A 16929-nucleotide genomic window follows, 5' to 3' on the forward strand; every position below is an offset into this window, starting at 1 on the left:
ATTTTCATTGTCAACCTGTGTTTTTGCAGTGTGGTGTAACATAGAGGATAAAGGTAAAGCCGGCCGCCTGGCCGGCAACTTTTAGGCAATGGTCACACTGCGGTCTAGATACACATCCTGTATGGCCTGCAGCAGTTCTACCCCTTCTGCCATGGGGCGTTGGAATGCTTTTCGCCCGGAAATCAGGCCCATGCCGCCGGCCCGCTTATTGATAACGGCGGTACGCACCGCATCCGCCAGATCATTGTCTCCGGAAGGCCCACCGGAATTAATCAATCCGGCTCGGCCCATATAGCAGTTTACCACCTGATAACGGGTAAGGTCAATGGGGTTCTCTGACGTCAGTTTACTGTAAACGTTTTTATTGGTCTTACCAAATTCTTTGCCTGCTTTTTCGCTCACCGCCGGATAGCCGCCATTGGTTTCCGGCATTTTTTGTTTAATAATATCGGCCTTTAATGTTACCCCCAGGTGGTTAGCCTGGCCGGTAAGATCGGCGGCCGTATGATAGTCTGTGCCGTCAACCTTAAAAGCAGGGTTGCGCAGGTAACACCACAAAACAGTAAACATCCCCAACTCATGGGCCAGCTGGAAAGCTTCTGAAACTTCCTGAATCTGGCGGCCAGACTCTGCCGAGCCAAAGTAGATGGTGGCGCCCACCCCTCTTGCCCCCAGTTCCCAGGCCTGCCGCACATCTGCAAACATCACCTGATCGTGGGTATTGGGGTAAGAAAGCAGTTCGTTATGGTTTAGTTTCACGATGAAGGGGATTTTATGGGCATATTTTCTGGCCACAGCCCCCAACACGCCCAGAGTTGAGGCTACCGCGTTGCAGCCCCCTTCCATGGCCAGCTTCACAATATTTTCCGGATCAAAATACGCCGGATTCGGCGCAAAGGATGCGCCGGCCGAATGCTCAATTCCCTGATCCACCGGCAAAATAGAAAGATACCCGGTTCCGCTTAGCCGGCCATGATTAAAGAACTCCTGCAAACTACGCAACACAGGTACCGGGCGGTCGGTAGCGGCAAACACTCTGTCCACAAAATCCGGACCCGGCAAATGCAGCATTTTTTTGGAAACTGTGCTGCATTGGTGGTTTAGCAACTGCTCTGCATCATTACCCAACATATCGGCAATATTCACACCCATCATTCCTCCCCATAAAAAAGGTTTTGTCCATTGGAAAATTATATGATTACAACCTGACTGGTAACACAACAGTTATAACCTTCTTTTCTAGGTGGCAAGTTTTTACACCTTCCCGGTGTTTCAGTTTTAATTAAATTGTAAGTGTTGGAGAAAAATCGAATAATTTTCTAGAACAATAGCAGGAAAAAAGGAGAAAGAGGGAGAATTTTGTAGCAAAGCATGTCAGATATGGCATAAGGGGGAGGGCACATTGATGCGACTTGATGCGGCGCAACAGGTTTTACTGGCCATATATGAAGAAACGCAGAAAGAAAATCCCCATCTGTGGAAGGCTGTCACCGCAAGAACACTTGGTATTGATGCCACAAAATTCAAAGTGGCCGTTGATAAACTGGAGAACGAAGGGTTTATCTATGGGTCACTGATTATTACCGGGGACTGCTGCCCGGTCCCCAGAATGGTGATTATCGATAACGTAAAACTTACACCGTATGGCATGGAGTGTGCCGAAAGAATTCTGTACATAATTAAAGACATACCATTTCAGGCCATTACTGATGATAACGCAATCCGACAGCCCTGGCTAAAGCAGGCCATAGCCAGTATTAACGAAGTTTGTTCATTTCAGAAATACAAAACATGCTAAATTATCGGAGAAGGTTCCCAAATTGGAAACCTTCTTTTTGTTTGTGCTTTTTACCTGAATACTCCTCACTTTGTCCGGGAAAGCTTGCTTTGAGGGGTGAGAAAATGGATCGACACATGATAAAATCCGGTTCACTGGCCGGCGCCGTCTCCGGATTGGCTCTGGCCTATTTGCAGTGGGCCGCTTATTTGCTAAACATTCTGCCCTATCACGTTTATATTGCAGCGGCCGGCATTATATTGCCTGAAAACCTGCTTTTTTCTGTCTTTGGGCTTATTGTGGGTTTTGTGCTGCATACAGCTTTCTTTGCACTGGTTGGCCTCCTTTTGGCTTATGTTGTCCACCACCGCCTGGAAAAGTCCGTCTTTTGGGGCATCGGCTTTGGGCCGGCAGCTTTAGTTCTGTCAACCCTTACCCTGGCCTGGTTGGCTCCGGAACAACCCTTATGGGCCATGACGAATACTGCCATTTATTTTAACATCATCAGCTACATACTTTACGGAGCCTTTCTTGGTTATTTATACAAACGCTATATGTCGCTGCCGGTGGGCCGTCTGCCTTAAACTGTAAAGCTATATTTGTCACTACAATCCGGCTTGCAGCACCACCAATTGCACCTCTTTAGCCAAACGCATCGCTTCAGACAATATGATTAAGGCTTCCCGGGAATTATGAAACCCCATGCTGTTTGCTGCAAAAACCCAATCATAATGTAGGAACGCCCGGAGGTGCAGTTCCTGGGCTATCCTGATATCCTCAGGATCAGCATCCGGTTTTTGACGAAGTTCCTCCACCATCTGTACCGCTTGAACCAACTCATCCTCCACCACTGACAGTACCCCCGACACATCAGCCTGAATACGCTCAATACGCTGCACAAGATACTCTTCACTTTCACGATGGCAGACACCACAGGAAGCTAATGGAGTTTCCAACGGGCTTTCAAAACTATGCGAGGTCATCTTCCTGTCTCCTTTGATCATAAACGGCATATGACAGTCGGCACAGCTAACACCGGCGTCATGATGGGTACTACCCAGGAAAAATTCATAATCCGGGTGGCGCAGCTTGGGTATTTCTGCACCAGTCAGGGCATGTTCCCAGGTACGGTACTCCGACAGAGCTAGATAATAGTGCTCCACATTACTTATGTTCGGTTCTTCTGTCCAGGGAATGTTTACCTCCCCGCTTTCCTTATCCAGATAATACGTTATGTGGCATTGTGCACACACCAGACTCCGCATTTCCTGACGCCCTGCATTTTTCAGGTCACCACCGGCCCGAACGTACGCCTGAATAAAAGGTTCTCTTGAAAGACGCAAACCCATTGTTTCCGGGTCATGACAGGCGCTGCAGGAAACAGGATGTTGAACATCCTCTCTCATTTCAGAAAATGATTTTTTATAAAAATCCGTTCCCATTTGTTCCAAAAGCAGCGGTGCTTCAGCTGCTTTGCAGGTAAGACAGCCCGCTTGGTTATTACGAAGCGGCGCTTCCCGAGTTACATCGTCCAGAGAATATGGATGGCCACGGTGCTCCCGTATACTCGGCGCTGCATCATAGCCCGCCCATAGTATCTCCAAAGCGGGCCGCAACTTTATTTTCTGAGGCGGTTCCCCAGCATGCTCCAAGCCTTCTAAATATGACTGGTAGTGGTCCGGGAACCATTGTCCCCAGTTAGCCGGATTTACCTCATTTTCTGCAATCTGCCACTGCACCGTGGGCCGGGACGGCAGAACATGCCTTTGGTAGTACTGTCTGGTTATAAGTACTCCGCCAGCTATACCGGCAAACAAGCTCAGAGCGACAAAAATCATCGGCCAAAGCCAACGGTGCTTACAGGCACCAGAGTGGGCCGGCCTATGTTTTTCCGTGCTACGGGCTTTGGCCGCGGCAAAAAGTGCAGCGAGGGCACCCAGAGGCACCCATATCCAATGCTTTTCATTACCCTTCTTCATACATAAACCCCACCTATAATCTATGTGGCGTCTGCCTGTGACAGTGCTGGCACTCTAAGCGCTCATGCAGCGGGAGCTCTCGAAGCAGCGCTTCATGACAGCGGATACAATTCTCCCGGACAATTCGGGGAGTAGGCGGTTTTGCCCTATACAAATCCGGGGTATCCCCCAGAAAGTAAGCATAAAAATCCCTAATCCCATAGCGTGGTGACCAAAAAAACTCCCGAATATCCTGCGGAATATGACAGTCCTTGCAATTGGTAACGGGCCTGTGGGCAGAATGAAACCAGGTTTCATAAAATATCTCTACCCCATGGCACAGATTACAAAATTCCGGTCGTTCCTGAAATTCATAAGCTCGCCATCCTGTCAAAAGGAAAAGGAATAATAGCGCAACCAGCAATCCAGCTTTTAAAATTTTCATATCTGCTTAACCCCATTACTGTAAGCTTCCCTATTGGTTAACATTGCCTTTTACTGTAAAAGCATACATAACAGGATTCTTTCATGCCAGACAAAAAGAATAAGCAGCCCCAACAGTTCCTGTCGGGCGCTGCTTATTTAGAATTCAATTATTCTGTGAGCTTAGATTCATTGTAAAACCTTGATATTAATGTTGAGTACTGTGATTAAGTTTCAGTTCATCCATGTAATACCCAGGGAAATTTTTCAGCACATCATGGGCCGGTGAGATGATGATATTCGCCTTATTCTGCAGATACTCACCGTGATCGGCCAGACCCAGGACATGTTCTGTTTGCCTGATTATATACTTTTTTACAGGATTTACAGGCTCAATATCCCGTTTTAAAGCCTGATAAAAATCCAGGGCAAGCTCCTTCGTATTTTCCTGAGCAGACAACAGCCTGATAATGTGAGCACGGAGCAGCAGGGCAATTTCGGAATTTTTCAGCCTGGACAGCACCTGTGGCTTGTCAACCAGATAGGTAATATAGTCCGAAACCACGGGCGGCAATTCTTCCGTTTCACCCACCAAATACTCCACCAGGAACGCATCAATTATATTCAGGGTAAAAACATGGACCTCCCGTTTTCCGTATTTCTCCGCCAACTCGTTGAGCAGCACTTCTTTCAGATAGGTATTTTGTCGCCTTATCTTTTCCGGTTCGGAAGATAATAGCACATACTGATACAACTGCATGGCCGCAAAAAAGCGGTCGTTTTTGCAGAGCTTGTAGGCCGGAAAATCGCCCACAAAAGCCTCGGTCTGAAACATGCTGCTGACTATGATTAACAAAGTAATTACCGTCAGTGAGCCAAGATAAACAAGCCATGCGGCACTTAAACTCCCGCTGCCCAGAAAAAAAGAAATTATGATAATCACCGAAACCAACCAAAGAAAAATGGAAGCAACGGGACCGGCAATAATAGCCCTGGCGTAGGCTTTTTGCATCTTTTGAAAGTTATGCTCATCCTCAATTACGCCCACATCGGGTACAACCAATCCACCAATAAGAGTCATACTGTTTGGACGAAACTTTAAGGTCCACCTGCCGTTTTCCGTAATAAACAAAAAGGCAGATAAATATAGCGCACGCATCTTAACCCCGTCAGTTACGAAGCTGATAAAATGGCCCATCTCATGCACAACCAGGGAAACAAAAAAAGTCAGGATAAAAATCAAAACCGGGGCATAGCCGGGCAGTTGGAAATATCCGCCTGCACCGGCCACAATAAAGCCCGCCAAAAACCCTATGGCCAGAAAAATAAGGCTAACCATTAATTTTCTAAGAATGTGGTCCTTACTACGTTTTTTCCTCAACTGGCATACTCCTTAGAATGCTATATTAACTGCTAAAAAGCGCAGCTTTTGTGGCTGCGCTTTGTGCATGCCTGCTATTTTGCCACTGCTATTCCCTGCCCCGCCAGATACTCTTTTAAGTCAGGGACAGCAATTTCACCGAAGTGGAAAACCGAAGCTGCCAGGAGGATATCAGCCCCCGCCTGGGCGGCTTCCAGGAAATGTTCCTTGCTGCCGGCACCGCCTGAAGCCACCACCGGCGCACTGACCACTTCTTTAATGCCGCGTATCAGTGGCAGATCGTAGCCGGTTTTAGCACCGTCACATGCTTTACTGGTGGGCAGGATGATAGAGGCTCCCCGTGCTTCCGCTTCTTTGGCCCATTCTATGGCGTCTTTGCCGGTGGCGGTATTGCCCCCGTCCACATAAACTTCATAACCGGAGGGCAAAGCCGCATTCTTGTCCACATCAATGGCCACCACCACTTTTTCCCGGCCAAAGAGTTTAACCGCCTCATCTATGAGTGCTGGATTGCGAAAAGCAGCGCTGCTCATGGACACGCGGTCTGCTCCTGCCGCCAGCACAGCTTCCGCATCGGCAGCACTTTTGATCCCGCCTCCCACGGTAAAGGGAACGGTGGTGACAGCAGCCACCTTCTTAACCGTTTCCAACATGGTTTTACGTCCTTCAATGGTGGCGGTAATATCCAAAAAGGCCAGTTCATCCGCCCCGGCATCACAATACGCCCGCGCACTCTCCACCGGATCTCCGGCATCCTGTAACCCCACAAAATGCACACCTTTAACCACACGCCCGTCCTTAATATCCAGACAAGGCATAATCAGCACCTTTGACATATAAAACACCCCTTCACAGCTCTGTAAAATATATCATTCGCCCCTGCAAACAGAATTCCTTTACCGGGGGTCAGGTTTAATGTTTTTAATCATTTGCATCCAAACAGAACTGTTCACCACTACATGCCCTCAATCTGCTCTGCGTAGATACAGACGCAATAAAATGACTATCCAAAGGAGGGCAATTACCGCCCCCACCAACCCATAGGGCAGCATAACGGAGAGTGCCCCCATAGTTGTGGCGTGGACGATTTCACCCATCCAGTAACTAGGCAGAAAGGCGGCCAGATATTTATATGGAGCATCAATAAACCAGGCCACCGGCAGCCCTAAAATCAAAGCATTGGTCAGCTTGGATAAAGCCACTCCTTCTACTTTGTTACCGGCCAAAACCAGAATCAGCAAAGCAGAGATAACTCCCTGCAGCGTACCGATGGTATTTACCGTCAAAATTACCGCCATATCCTCTATGCTCAGGCCAAACAGTAAAATAACGATTATAGAGGTGAAAAATGCCCAGATCATGGGTGCGGCCAGACGGGCCCAAAGATAAGAGTGTCCTCCTACCGGGGTAATGCTATAGTAGGTGCCGATGCGCTCATCCCGTTCATCCAACATTAAAAAAGCAAAGATCACTCCGGTCATAATGGGAGTCATGGCAAGGACCAGCACGTCGCTGAGCGGATACCAGGTAACCAGGGAAAAATTCATTTCCTGTATTAACAATCTGTCTCCCCACGGCAAGATAAAACGCAAAGCAGCTGCCATGAGAAAAGGTGTGGGCACCAAAAGCAGCAGCATCCCGTCCCGAAGAATCTGGCCCAAGCCGATAAAAAACACTTTTGCAACCGCCCTCATTTATTAGCCCCCCGTCTTTTCCAGGTAAAGTGTAAAACGCCTGTTAGCCAGAATATAGGCCGGCACCAGCCAAAGGATAAGGCCGGCCATGGCAATTGCCGGATGGTAGGGAATAGCAAGCCCCGCAGCCACGTAGAGCAGGCGTAGTAAAAGTGTGGCCGGGATAATCTCCACCAGGAAATGAGTCAGGCCAATCACGGTGAGAAATGCGGGCCCCATCAAAATAAGACCTGCCGGAATGCCTATGACCAGGTAATTATTAAGCGAGCGGGCCATGGAACCCACCGCTATCCCAAAGAGTGTAAACACTGCGGACCCAACCAATATAGCCGCTGTAAGCAGCAGGTAATTAACGCCGCCCCTTAACCCTATGCCGGCAATCACCAGCCCTGCCAAAGTGGAGACCAAACCAAGGGAAATAACCTTAGCCCAGATATATTCGGAAATGGTGGCAGGAACTATGGAAAAATAGCTATGCAGCCCTTCACCCTTCTCCAAAAGCAGAATTCCGCCAATAAAGATAAATCCCAATCCGGCCGGATCAGACATGATAATTACAGCAGCACCTACGCGCTGGACTTCCGCCGGCAGCAAAAACAGGATGGCGATATAAACTGCGGATACATAGAGATAGAGAAAATAAAACCCGTACTTAAACTGATAGTGGATGTCGGCTAATAATACCCGGGAAAACCTCATTGCAGGCACCTGCCCGTCAGTTCGATGAACACATCTTCCAGAGTTGGCTCCTTGGAATGTATTCCGGTAAGAACCCCTGCATCCAGGCGGCGTCTGAATTCAGGGTCCTGATGCAGTGAAGACAACAGAGTGCCGGCTGCTTTCTCCTGCCCATCTTCGCGGTAAGTATAATTTACTTCCACACCGCTTTTTCTGGTGCGCAGGGCTTGGGGTGTATCCAGCGCCCTGATTTGGCCATCCACAATGAAAGCCACCCGGTCACACAGTTCCTGGGCATCATGCATGTTATGGGTGGTGAAAATAATCGTTCTTCCCTCTTGCTTTTGCTCCAGAATCATATCTTTAATATTGCGGGCATGAGCAGGATCAAGCCCGCTGGTGGGCTCATCGAGAAACAGTATGGACGGCTTATGCATAATGGCCCGGATAAAGGCCAGACGCATCTTCATCCCCTTAGAGTAGCCGGCAACTTTTTTATCTGCATGTTCACTTAAGCCCACCCGCTGTAAAAGCTCCTGCGGGTTATGGGAGTCTCGCTGATAAAGAGAAGCAAAATACTGCAGATTTTGCAGACCGCTAAATTTAGCGTACAAATTGGGGAATTCAAAATCCACCCCCAGCTCCTCATAGAAACGATTCGACCGGTTTTTGACTTCCGTGTTCAGTACCTTCACACTACCCCGATAATCCCGCAAAATACCGGTAAGGATTTTCTGCAGCGTGCTTTTTCCCGCTCCCGAAGGCCCCAGAAAACCAAATATTTCTCCCCTGCCAACTTCAAAAGACATATCCCTGATAAATGGCTGTTGCTTTGTATAGGAAAATTGCAACTCGCTGACCTTAATCATTTCTGCTCCTCCTCAAATATCCTTAGCGCCATCCCCTCCAACAGCAATTGGAAGGCGTCGTCCATCAGCTCTGCGCCAACTTCTTTTTGCTGCAGCAGCATTAAAAACATGCCGCGCAAAGCGGCGGAGACCACTTCAGGCCTAACTTTGCTGTCAACGCCAAACAGCGCCAGTAGTTGCTTTGTATCATCGTCATCACCCATAATATGCTGCTCAATCTGTTCGGTGGGAAGCTTGCGAAGCAGATATTCAAATTCACTTTTATCGTTCATCAGGCTAAGCAGCCATTTATTTTGCCTGATCTCTTCATACATAGCCATTATTGCCCCCACAAATCTCTCTCTGGGCTGTCCCTGCTGCGTCATGATAACTTCCATCAACCGGCTCTTTATTTCATCATGGCCCTGCTGCATAACCTCCATAAAAAACAGTTCCTTACTCTTAAAAAACAAATAAAAAGTACCTTTGGAGATTCCCGCCAGCGAGGCCAGGTCATCCACATTTGTGCGCTTGATGCCATATTTCTCCCAGCACTCTTTACCAGCCTCAATTAAGCGTTTATAGATTTGCTCCCTTTCCGCATCGCTGAATGCTTTCGGCACTTTCTTACCCCCCCCCAATGACTAACTTTACGGATATAGTCATTTAGTCAAATATATCAGAAACAGCCTCCTGATACAAGAGGCTGTAGCCATTCATTCCATATATTAGAACGGTTTTTCCGTCAACGGAGAACCTTTGGGACCGAATTAGACTATTGTAGTACAAGAAGAGATTGGGAGGATAACCGCATGAAGTTGCCGCTGAAGAAATGGCAGATTGCCGTCTTAGTAGTGTTGCCCGTGTTATTCTTATCCGTTTATACCCTGGCGTTTTGGCAACCGTGGAACCAATCGGAGCCACCCCCAACTGGCACCCCACCCTCTGAAGTTGTGCCTCCTGTGGAACCGGACCTCCCGGAACCAGTACCCGCTCCGGAGCCGGAGCCCGGGCCCCAGCCCCAGCCGGACCCGGCACCGAAGCCGCAACCAGAGCCCAAACCACAACCGCCCAGTGAGACAGATAAGCCGGACACTCCAATCATTTATGTTGACCAGCAGCTCCTTATTCCCACCTCCAAAAACGGGAGCCTGACACACTCCAAGGTGGTTAGGGAAGGGACACTTTCCGCGGGGCAGAAACAAATTGCCCTTACTTTTGATGCCGGGTGGCTCCATGAGCAAACAATTCCGCTATTGGATGTGCTGGATAAATACCAGGTAAAGTCCACCTTTTTTCCCAGGGCGCTCTGGGTTAAGGATTATCCCCATCTTGGCCGGGAGATCGTTAACAGAGGACATATCCTGGAAAACCACTCCCTCACCCACGGGGATATGTCGAAAATGACGGACCAGCAAATCAGGCAAGAACTCCGGGAGTCTACCCGTATCCTTAAAGAAACCACCAACAGCAAGCCCTACCTTTTCAGGCCTCCATACGGTGCCTACAACGACCGGATGCTGCAGATTCTGGCCCAGGAGGGTTACCCCTACACCGTAATGTGGACGGTGGATACCCATGACTGGGCCCGGGAAATTAGGGGGGAGCAGGTTACCGTTGATTATCTGGTTAACAGAGTACTAAACAACGCCTCAGATAAAGGCATCATCCTCATGCATATCGGCGGCTATAATACGGTGGAAGCCCTGCCCCGCATCATTAGCGGGCTCAGAGAAGATGGCTATAAACTGGTCACCGTAAATGAAATGCTACCCCCACCCGAGGAAGGCTACTTGATTCATACCGTTCGCCAGGGTGAAACACTCTACTCTATTTCTAAAAAATACGGAGTCAGCGTGGCAGAGGTTATTGATGCTAATGATCTCTGAGACAAAGCAGTAAATAAGCAAAAGCACTGACCGATGTCAGTGCTTTTTTATCAGAATGATTAATAACATTAAACCTGACCCCCAGGCATCAGCAGTTCCAGCCTTCCCGGTAGAATTGAATAATCAAGGCTGTCTACCTCCTGTGGGAAAAGTTCACCGTCACTGTGTGCCGGAGACAGACGTTTAAGGCGAACCCGAATGCGGGTGGTGTGGATTTGCTGCACCCCTTCGGCATAAATATAGGTTCCTTTGGGCGACATGGCCTTGGGTAAAAGAAGTAACGTGCCTAGGGCTGTTTTTTTGTTCACCATCACCGCAGTCAGCTTTCCGTCAAAGGGATCGGCGTGAGGAGCCATAAAGAACAGCCCCCCGGTCCGGGGCGCATTGCCCACTGAAATCAGGGTCAGCGGCCCTTCATAGTATCCGTCGTCCCATTCAACACGGGCTTCCCACTTGGGATTGGCAAATATCCCTTTAAGGGCGGCGGCCAGATAGCGGGGAATCCCCTTTAACCACTTAATTTCCTGCTGAATCGTTGACACATAAGGTTCCAGTCCCAGTGCCGAATTGTTGACAAAATACTTCTCACCCGCTTTACAGACATCAAGCATCTGCACGCTGCCGGCGGCAATCACTTTTGCTGCTTCAGGCAAATCCCTGGGCAGCCCCAGATTGCAGACTAAATCATTGGCGGTACCCAGCGGCATAATGCCCAACCGGCCCACCTTCTCCTCGCCGTTGGCCAAAGCCAGACCATTTACCACCTCACCGATGGTGCCGTCTCCACCTGCGGCAATGATGGGGGAAAAGCCCTCCAAAGCAGCCTGCCGGGCAAGCTCCACAGCCTGTCCATGATAATCTGAAACAGCCAGGGAAAAATCTACGCCTGCCGCTTTTAAGGCAGCTTCCGCTTCCGGCCAGCGCCGTTTGGCGTTCCAGCGGTTTGAATAAGGGTTAAGAACCACTTTTGCAGTCATATTCTCTCCTGTATCGCGTTCAATTTATAATACCTTGAACAATTCCATAAATATTTTCAAACTCCTCCAAAACCCTGGGGGTCAGGTTTAACATTTTTAATCATTTGCCAAACCCGACCCCCCAATCCTGAACAGCTACTTCTTAAACTGTCGTTTCAGGAAATATCCTTCGCTATCGATTTCTCTGAGCAGTCGCAAATCCTCCTCTGTTGGCTCCGCCATCTCCTTCACATCGTCGGGGATAATCAACTCAAATTCCACCAGCTCCTGAACATCCTCCGGCGTAACCCCGGGCTTTACTTCCAAAAGCTTCATCCTTCTGGTCTCTTCATCAAAACCAAAGAGTGCCTGGTTGGTGATTACCCGGTATGGGCCGGATCCCATAACTCCTGCCTTTTCCCGGTAGTCGGGAGAACCGTCGCCAAAGCCGATACTGGTGACAAAGTCCAGCTGCTTGACAAACCGTCTCTTCTCCAGCGCCATAATGGCAATGGTTCTTTCACAGTTTGCCGCCATTGCCCCGGCACCGCCGCTGCCCGGGAATCTGACCCGTGGTTTTCCGTACTCTTCACCCTGTAGCGTTGAGCAGACATTACCGTACATATCTATCTGCGCGCCACCAATAAAAGCATAATCTGCATACCCCCGCTGCGTTAATTCAAAGGCGCCGCATAACCCTTTTAAAAACGTAGCCCGCCGGGCAGCCCTGGTGTCGCCCACAGATAAAGGCATCCCCATATCCAGAATCGGCGCCAGCGAACCGGCCTCATAAATCATCAAGAGACCGGGAGCATGAGTATACTGGGCATGAACAGCAGAAACAATGGGTAGCCCCGTGCCCACAAAAACAATGGTCTCATCCTCCAAAACTCTGGAGCCGGTAAAAGCTATCATTTCAACGTGACTATATTCAGTCATTCAAATCAGCCTCCTCCTTAATAAACCGTCTTGGTCAAGTCAGAATGATGGGCTGGCCGCCATCAAGTTTATTAACCTTGCTAAGGGTTTTGTATGATACTTTTTCCAGAAAGTCATCGTAATCCTCACAGCCGAAAACATACTCATCATAGTATTTTTTCAGCATGGTCTTATCACCCGTCATCCGGAAATCTTCCCCTGCTGCCCTAAACATTTTGATGTGTTCCATGTCAAACCAATGAAAACCATAGCATGCCCCCGGATATGCACCATAAGAGCGCTCCACCAAAGAGTCCACAGCAGGGTGGGGCACTTCGGTTAAGTTCGGAAAATTCCGAATATTTTCTTCCGGGATAATCCTTTCCGCCGTCACAATGGTGTAGGTGGAGGCCATGGCAATTTCGGGGCAGGTGCACAGAGCACCAAAGATTCGGGAATTTCCGTTTTGGTCCGCCGCACTGACGTGGACAAGACCCACATCGGGATGGCAGGCCGGGAGTAAATAGGTATTCCTGCCGGTATACGGACACTCAACCATTTGTCCTTTATTAACCAGTTCCATGTCTGAGCCGCCGTGATCACGGACCGGTATAAAGGGAATACCCATAGCAGCCGCTTTAAAGCGCACCGACATTCCATAGTTGGTATAATCGTCAACTTCTATTAACCCGTTTGTTGTCAGGTAACGCAAAAGCGGTGCGATACCAATGATCTCATATCCCCACCAGGCAAACTCCGCCCGTTTAATTGATACCCGGTCAGGATCTAAGATCATGGCACCAGCCAAAAGCTCAACACAAATTGAATTGGACTGAAAAGACAGAGTCAGATTACGGGCACCGTGCCGGACAACTTCCCTTACAGCGGCAAAAGGCACCCTGGTATTAACAAAGCCGCCGATTCCCAGGTTAATACCGTCCTTAACATGTTTTTGCACCGCTTCTTTTAAAGAGGTCCTTTTATCTTTCAGTGCTTTGGACTTCTTAACCATGATCTTTCTGGCCTCATCAGGTGTAGGCCCCCAATACTCCGGCACTTTTTCCTGATACCTGATCTTAGAAATTTTCCTGATATCCGAACCGACCTTTTTCATTTCACACTCTCCTCCTTGCTTGGTTAATTTTCTGCCCATAAACAGTGGATAGCTCTCTTTTTACGAATACATCCCTCCTCTTGTTTTAATGTATATTCGTTGTTTACAAACCATGATAATGAATTCTTTGTTTTTTTGTAAAGAAAACATAAAGCACCGACCTTGAAAAAAGTCAGTGCTTCGCATGTTACTATTGTTAATGTTGCAATAATCTAGCGCAGAAGTGTTTCGTTAAACACAGAAAATACAGCATCAGTATTTATGTTGCATAGTGCCAATCCTTTGTAGGTCAGGGCCTTCTCCATAGAATACGAATCTTTTACCGTATATCTTCTTTGTCAAGAACAATATACCTGCAAACAATATCGGTTTCACGTCATTGTCGGTAGCCTTTGCAAATAAAGATAAAACAGGTCCATCAAGTTAAGGAAACGGATTGGAGGCAGGAATGTGAACAAAGTCCAGTTGGAGAATTTATTTCTTAAGCACGGCTTCAGGGATTTTAAATGGATCAGTGCCGAAAGCATCATAGTTGCACAATGGGTCCGCTTTCGCTGCATGTTTGGCTGCGCAAACTACGGCAAAGGTGGCGCGTGCCCGCCCAATGTTCCCCCGGTGGCGGAAACCCGGGAGATGATCTCGGAGTACAGTGATGTGGTTCTCTTTCACCTGACTAAAGCCGTTGACCATCCAAAAGACCGCCATCCCTGGAGCAGGGAAATGTGTAAAAAACTTCTCACTCTGGAAAGAGAGGTCTTCCTGCAAGGGTTTTACAAAGCGTTTCTGCTGGGCTTTGATTCCTGCGGCTACTGCAGTAACTGCCCCGGCTCCAGGACAGAATGCCTGCTGCCGGTACAATCTCGCCCCGCCGCCGACGCCCTGGGCATAGACGTATTTGCCACCGTACAACAGGCGGGCTACCCCATGGAAGTATTAAAAGAATACCATGAGACCATGCACCGCTACGCCTTTCTGTTAATTAAATAAAGCGCCGTGACAAATGCCCGGCAGCGTTCATATACTAACTTAAACACACTGCCGGAGGTTATCTAATGAGTCTTTTGAAGTTTTTGACCAAACAGCAGAGAACTGAGGGCATCGATGTCTGTCTCTATCTAAAAGGCATCACAGAGGAAACAGGTGACCTAAACCGCCTGATCCGTTGCTATGAATATAATCAGTACCTGCAAATGCCTGTCCAGGCCTCGGCCAACCCCAAACTGTCAACAATTACCCTCACCAAACCGGTGGACAGCTACACCCCGGTGCTAAATCTGGCCGCCGCCACCAACCTGATCATACCCCGTGCTATTCTCTATTTCTATAATAATGCGGCCAAACAGATTCAATATATGATCACACTTCACGACGTCTTTATCTCCTCCACCAGACAATATCTAAAAACCGACAAAAATCTCTGCGATACCTTCACCCTGGGCTTTGACAAAATAAAATGGGAATACAAAAGCTCCAGCACCGGCTGGGACCTTTCAGGTAAAAAGCCCCTCTAACCCAGTTGGGGCCCCACATTACGACTTCAGTCCTGAAATAACCAATTACATAGCAGCAAAGAAGCACAGTTCCACAAACTGTGCTTCTCTATTTTAGCCGTGTGATACCAGCAGCCGCAATGGAACCTTTTTATTGTAAAAGCAGTCTAAGAGTATGTAATAAAAAATTCCGAGGAGGGAATATATGAAAAGAGTTATATTATTACTCTGCTTAGCTATTCTTGCAGTAGGGGCCGGCTGCAGCACGGAAGGTTCACCAAGCTATACTGTAAACTCCTATGACGAATTTATTGAAGTGTTACAGGCCAGGGGATATGAAATTACTGAAATAGATGAGGAGAAAGAGGAAATTACTAAATCCACGTTCTTTTCTGAATACCCCAAATCTATACAAATCAATTCCGAGGAACACTGGGTACAGGTATACGAGTTTTCAGACAGAGAAACCGCAAAAGCCGAAGCTGAAACCATTTCAGAAGATGGGTTAAGAATTGGCAATGTTTTAATCGATTGGTCAACGAAAATATATTTTTATCAGAAAAACAAACTTATCGTCTACCATGGCATTAGTGACCAAAAACTGTTAGCCGATTTTGAAAGCATTCTGGGCAAACCCATTCGGCAAACCCCTGAGATAAATTGATTTCCTTCCCACTAAAGAAAAAGGCCTGCGAATTTGTAAAAGAATCCGCAGGCCTTTTGTTGTATTATTGTAATTCCAACTCCATAAATTCAAACAGTTCAACCAAAGGCACCGCGTTGTCTTTAACTTTATCCGGAACCGTAATACTATCAAAGGTATTAAAATCCTTAAAAGCCATTAATGCTGTTTGTGTAGTTTTTATTGTCTCACCCTCTATGTTAATCACAATACTGAAAGACATTTCTGCTTTTGTTGTGTAATACGATTCCATATCAATCCAGATTTTGTACCTGATATCAGCAAAGGTAGCCATATCAAATAATTCCTCAAACGCAGCTTCTATATCAAACTCAGCTAAACTATCGGCCAGTTCATCTTTTATATATTCGTCTATTATTCTCTGCATTACCTCACCTTCTGCATCCTCTAGCGTAATAAGGTAATACTTGTTGTCCACAGTTTTTAAAGAAGCTGCAGCTGCCCCGTCATCTCCCAGCATAGTCAAGAGCTGCATGGGATCAGTATCATCCATACTAAACTCCATTAGGTCTTCCAATTCTAACCCATAATCACCTAAATCCTGACTCATCCAAATGCCTGACATGGAGTCATAAATATACATTTGATTCTCCACCATATACATCTGCATTTCAAGATCCCCAAACTCAGCAGCCTCGGGGAAATTGACAAGGAAAGGCATGTGCATAGATAATGTCATTTCCATTGCCACAGGATCCATTACTGCACGCCCTGTCCCCCTGGTCTGAATCTCAAGTTTATCAGGCATATCAGGTTCCTGAACCGATTCCGGCATCTCCATTACCTGAAACATCTCGATATCAAACTCATAAGAGTTAACCTCACTCATTGCCTCTATAGATTTTGCATATATTTCTGCAGCCTTCAGAGCCTCTTCTGTGCCAGAGCACCCTGCTATTAACCCCATTAATAATACCAATACGATAGGCAGCCCTAAGCGACTTTTTCCCAACATAAATACCCCTCCCTATTTCTTTGACGAAATATCATATTTACTGTCATCATTGTAATTCTTTTCCATCGATAAAGAAATAGGCTTAAAGTCCTGTTTTTAGTACCCTGGGGGTCAGGTTTAATATTATTAATCATTTGCACTGTAA

Annotated in this window: 19 protein-coding genes; 6 read left to right on the forward strand and 13 right to left on the reverse strand. The window is 47.5% G+C overall.

The genetic code is table 11. The annotated features are described in order from the left end of the window. Nucleotides 1-81: 81 nt before the first annotated feature. The gene (locus DEALDRAFT_RS14130) at nt 82-1152 is read right to left on the reverse strand and encodes a class I fructose-bisphosphate aldolase (RefSeq protein WP_008518690.1); all 1071 of its coding nucleotides are present in this window, start codon (nt 1150-1152) and stop codon (nt 82-84) included. Between the two features lie 253 nt (nt 1153-1405). Here DEALDRAFT_RS14130 and DEALDRAFT_RS16265 point away from each other — a divergent pair, with 253 nt between their 5' ends. After that, nucleotides 1406-1798 carry a hypothetical protein gene (locus DEALDRAFT_RS16265; RefSeq protein WP_008518692.1) on the forward strand — a complete coding sequence of 131 codons (393 nt, stop codon included), beginning with the start codon at nt 1406-1408 and terminating at the stop codon, nt 1796-1798. 104 nt (nt 1799-1902) lie between these two features. Next, complete coding sequence (locus DEALDRAFT_RS14140) at nt 1903-2361, forward strand: hypothetical protein (RefSeq protein WP_008518694.1); 459 nt, start codon at nt 1903-1905, stop codon at nt 2359-2361. A gap of 21 nt (nt 2362-2382) precedes the next feature. Here DEALDRAFT_RS14140 and DEALDRAFT_RS14145 read toward each other — a convergent pair whose 3' ends face one another. The 8 genes from DEALDRAFT_RS14145 to DEALDRAFT_RS14175 all read right to left on the reverse strand — a co-directional run bounded on the left by DEALDRAFT_RS14145 (nt 2383) and on the right by DEALDRAFT_RS14175 (nt 9382). Further along, complete coding sequence (locus tag DEALDRAFT_RS14145) at nt 2383-3756, reverse strand: ammonia-forming cytochrome c nitrite reductase subunit c552 (RefSeq protein ID WP_008518697.1); 1374 nt, start codon at nt 3754-3756, stop codon at nt 2383-2385. Nucleotides 3757-3769: 13 nt separating this feature from the next. Continuing rightward, nucleotides 3770-4180, reverse strand: coding sequence for a NapC/NirT family cytochrome c (locus DEALDRAFT_RS17590; RefSeq protein ID WP_083798823.1), 411 nt, complete (start codon nt 4178-4180; stop codon nt 3770-3772). Between the two features lie 186 nt (nt 4181-4366). Then, the gene (locus tag DEALDRAFT_RS14150) at nt 4367-5539 is read right to left on the reverse strand and encodes a M50 family metallopeptidase (protein WP_008518699.1); all 1173 of its coding nucleotides are present in this window, start codon (nt 5537-5539) and stop codon (nt 4367-4369) included. Nucleotides 5540-5613: 74 nt separating this feature from the next. After that, the gene (gene hisF / locus DEALDRAFT_RS14155) at nt 5614-6375 is read right to left on the reverse strand and encodes an imidazole glycerol phosphate synthase subunit HisF (RefSeq protein ID WP_008518700.1); all 762 of its coding nucleotides are present in this window, start codon (nt 6373-6375) and stop codon (nt 5614-5616) included. A gap of 129 nt (nt 6376-6504) precedes the next feature. Further along, nucleotides 6505-7233, reverse strand: coding sequence for a hypothetical protein (locus DEALDRAFT_RS14160; protein WP_008518702.1), 729 nt, complete (start codon nt 7231-7233; stop codon nt 6505-6507). A 3-nt stretch (nt 7234-7236) separates the two neighbouring features. After that, nucleotides 7237-7932 (reverse strand): hypothetical protein, encoded by a 696-nt coding sequence (locus DEALDRAFT_RS14165; protein ID WP_008518704.1) that lies wholly within the window; start codon nt 7930-7932, stop codon nt 7237-7239. Next, nucleotides 7929-8780, reverse strand: a complete 852-nt coding sequence (locus DEALDRAFT_RS14170) for an ABC transporter ATP-binding protein (RefSeq protein WP_008518706.1) — start codon at nt 8778-8780, stop codon at nt 7929-7931. The genes DEALDRAFT_RS14165 and DEALDRAFT_RS14170 overlap by 4 nt, the downstream gene beginning before the upstream one ends. After that, nucleotides 8777-9382, reverse strand: coding sequence for a TetR/AcrR family transcriptional regulator (locus DEALDRAFT_RS14175; RefSeq protein WP_008518707.1), 606 nt, complete (start codon nt 9380-9382; stop codon nt 8777-8779). The genes DEALDRAFT_RS14170 and DEALDRAFT_RS14175 overlap by 4 nt, the downstream gene beginning before the upstream one ends. Nucleotides 9383-9571: 189 nt before the next feature. On the opposite strand from DEALDRAFT_RS14175, the gene DEALDRAFT_RS16270 reads away from it, so the two are divergent. After that, on the forward strand, nt 9572-10648 hold the full coding sequence (locus DEALDRAFT_RS16270; protein ID WP_008518709.1) for a polysaccharide deacetylase family protein: 1077 nt from the start codon (nt 9572-9574) through the stop codon (nt 10646-10648). A gap of 68 nt (nt 10649-10716) precedes the next feature. Here DEALDRAFT_RS16270 and DEALDRAFT_RS14185 read toward each other — a convergent pair whose 3' ends face one another. The 3 genes from DEALDRAFT_RS14185 to DEALDRAFT_RS14195 all read right to left on the reverse strand — a co-directional run bounded on the left by DEALDRAFT_RS14185 (nt 10717) and on the right by DEALDRAFT_RS14195 (nt 13636). Then, nucleotides 10717-11625: a diacylglycerol/lipid kinase family protein gene (locus DEALDRAFT_RS14185; RefSeq protein ID WP_008518710.1), complete on the reverse strand. Its 909-nt coding sequence runs from the start codon at nt 11623-11625 to the stop codon at nt 10717-10719. A gap of 135 nt (nt 11626-11760) precedes the next feature. Continuing rightward, complete coding sequence (locus DEALDRAFT_RS14190; RefSeq protein WP_008518712.1) at nt 11761-12543, reverse strand: CoA-transferase subunit beta; 783 nt, start codon at nt 12541-12543, stop codon at nt 11761-11763. 34 nt (nt 12544-12577) lie between these two features. Next, the gene (locus DEALDRAFT_RS14195; RefSeq protein ID WP_008518713.1) at nt 12578-13636 is read right to left on the reverse strand and encodes a CoA transferase subunit A; all 1059 of its coding nucleotides are present in this window, start codon (nt 13634-13636) and stop codon (nt 12578-12580) included. A gap of 450 nt (nt 13637-14086) precedes the next feature. Here DEALDRAFT_RS14195 and DEALDRAFT_RS14200 point away from each other — a divergent pair, with 450 nt between their 5' ends. The 3 genes from DEALDRAFT_RS14200 (at nt 14087) to DEALDRAFT_RS14210 (ending at nt 15790) form a co-directional block, all read left to right on the forward strand. Further along, nucleotides 14087-14623, forward strand: a complete 537-nt coding sequence (locus DEALDRAFT_RS14200) for a DUF2284 domain-containing protein (RefSeq protein WP_008518715.1) — start codon at nt 14087-14089, stop codon at nt 14621-14623. 65 nt (nt 14624-14688) lie between these two features. Next, the gene (locus tag DEALDRAFT_RS14205) at nt 14689-15147 is read left to right on the forward strand and encodes a type VI secretion system tube protein Hcp (RefSeq protein ID WP_008518718.1); all 459 of its coding nucleotides are present in this window, start codon (nt 14689-14691) and stop codon (nt 15145-15147) included. A 184-nt stretch (nt 15148-15331) separates the two neighbouring features. Then, nucleotides 15332-15790 carry a hypothetical protein gene (locus DEALDRAFT_RS14210; protein ID WP_008518719.1) on the forward strand — a complete coding sequence of 153 codons (459 nt, stop codon included), beginning with the start codon at nt 15332-15334 and terminating at the stop codon, nt 15788-15790. Nucleotides 15791-15854: 64 nt separating this feature from the next. Here DEALDRAFT_RS14210 and DEALDRAFT_RS14215 read toward each other — a convergent pair whose 3' ends face one another. Next, complete coding sequence (locus DEALDRAFT_RS14215; RefSeq protein WP_008518720.1) at nt 15855-16784, reverse strand: DUF6612 family protein; 930 nt, start codon at nt 16782-16784, stop codon at nt 15855-15857. Between the last annotated feature and the right edge of the window lie 145 nt (nt 16785-16929).

This window comes from Dethiobacter alkaliphilus AHT 1, from assembly GCF_000174415.1.
Lineage (GTDB): Bacteria > Bacillota > Dethiobacteria > Dethiobacterales > Dethiobacteraceae > Dethiobacter > Dethiobacter alkaliphilus.

Coding starts and splice junctions, on each gene's coding strand:
- DEALDRAFT_RS14210 (WP_008518719.1), top strand. CDS start 15,332: ATGAAAAGAGTTATATTATTACTCTGCTTAGCTATTCTTGCAGTAGGG.
- DEALDRAFT_RS14215 (WP_008518720.1), bottom strand. CDS start 16,784: ATGTTGGGAAAAAGTCGCTTAGGGCTGCCTATCGTATTGGTATTATTA.
- DEALDRAFT_RS14170 (WP_008518706.1), bottom strand. CDS start 8,780: ATGATTAAGGTCAGCGAGTTGCAATTTTCCTATACAAAGCAACAGCCA.
- DEALDRAFT_RS16270 (WP_008518709.1), top strand. CDS start 9,572: ATGAAGTTGCCGCTGAAGAAATGGCAGATTGCCGTCTTAGTAGTGTTG.
- DEALDRAFT_RS17590 (WP_083798823.1), bottom strand. CDS start 4,180: ATGAAAATTTTAAAAGCTGGATTGCTGGTTGCGCTATTATTCCTTTTC.
- DEALDRAFT_RS14160 (WP_008518702.1), bottom strand. CDS start 7,233: ATGAGGGCGGTTGCAAAAGTGTTTTTTATCGGCTTGGGCCAGATTCTT.
- DEALDRAFT_RS14205 (WP_008518718.1), top strand. CDS start 14,689: ATGAGTCTTTTGAAGTTTTTGACCAAACAGCAGAGAACTGAGGGCATC.
- DEALDRAFT_RS14165 (WP_008518704.1), bottom strand. CDS start 7,932: ATGAGGTTTTCCCGGGTATTATTAGCCGACATCCACTATCAGTTTAAG.
- DEALDRAFT_RS14130 (WP_008518690.1), bottom strand. CDS start 1,152: ATGGGTGTGAATATTGCCGATATGTTGGGTAATGATGCAGAGCAGTTG.
- hisF (WP_008518700.1), bottom strand. CDS start 6,375: ATGTCAAAGGTGCTGATTATGCCTTGTCTGGATATTAAGGACGGGCGT.
- DEALDRAFT_RS14195 (WP_008518713.1), bottom strand. CDS start 13,636: ATGAAAAAGGTCGGTTCGGATATCAGGAAAATTTCTAAGATCAGGTAT.
- DEALDRAFT_RS14190 (WP_008518712.1), bottom strand. CDS start 12,543: ATGACTGAATATAGTCACGTTGAAATGATAGCTTTTACCGGCTCCAGA.
- DEALDRAFT_RS14140 (WP_008518694.1), top strand. CDS start 1,903: ATGGATCGACACATGATAAAATCCGGTTCACTGGCCGGCGCCGTCTCC.
- DEALDRAFT_RS16265 (WP_008518692.1), top strand. CDS start 1,406: ATGCGACTTGATGCGGCGCAACAGGTTTTACTGGCCATATATGAAGAA.
- DEALDRAFT_RS14145 (WP_008518697.1), bottom strand. CDS start 3,756: ATGAAGAAGGGTAATGAAAAGCATTGGATATGGGTGCCTCTGGGTGCC.
- DEALDRAFT_RS14185 (WP_008518710.1), bottom strand. CDS start 11,625: ATGACTGCAAAAGTGGTTCTTAACCCTTATTCAAACCGCTGGAACGCC.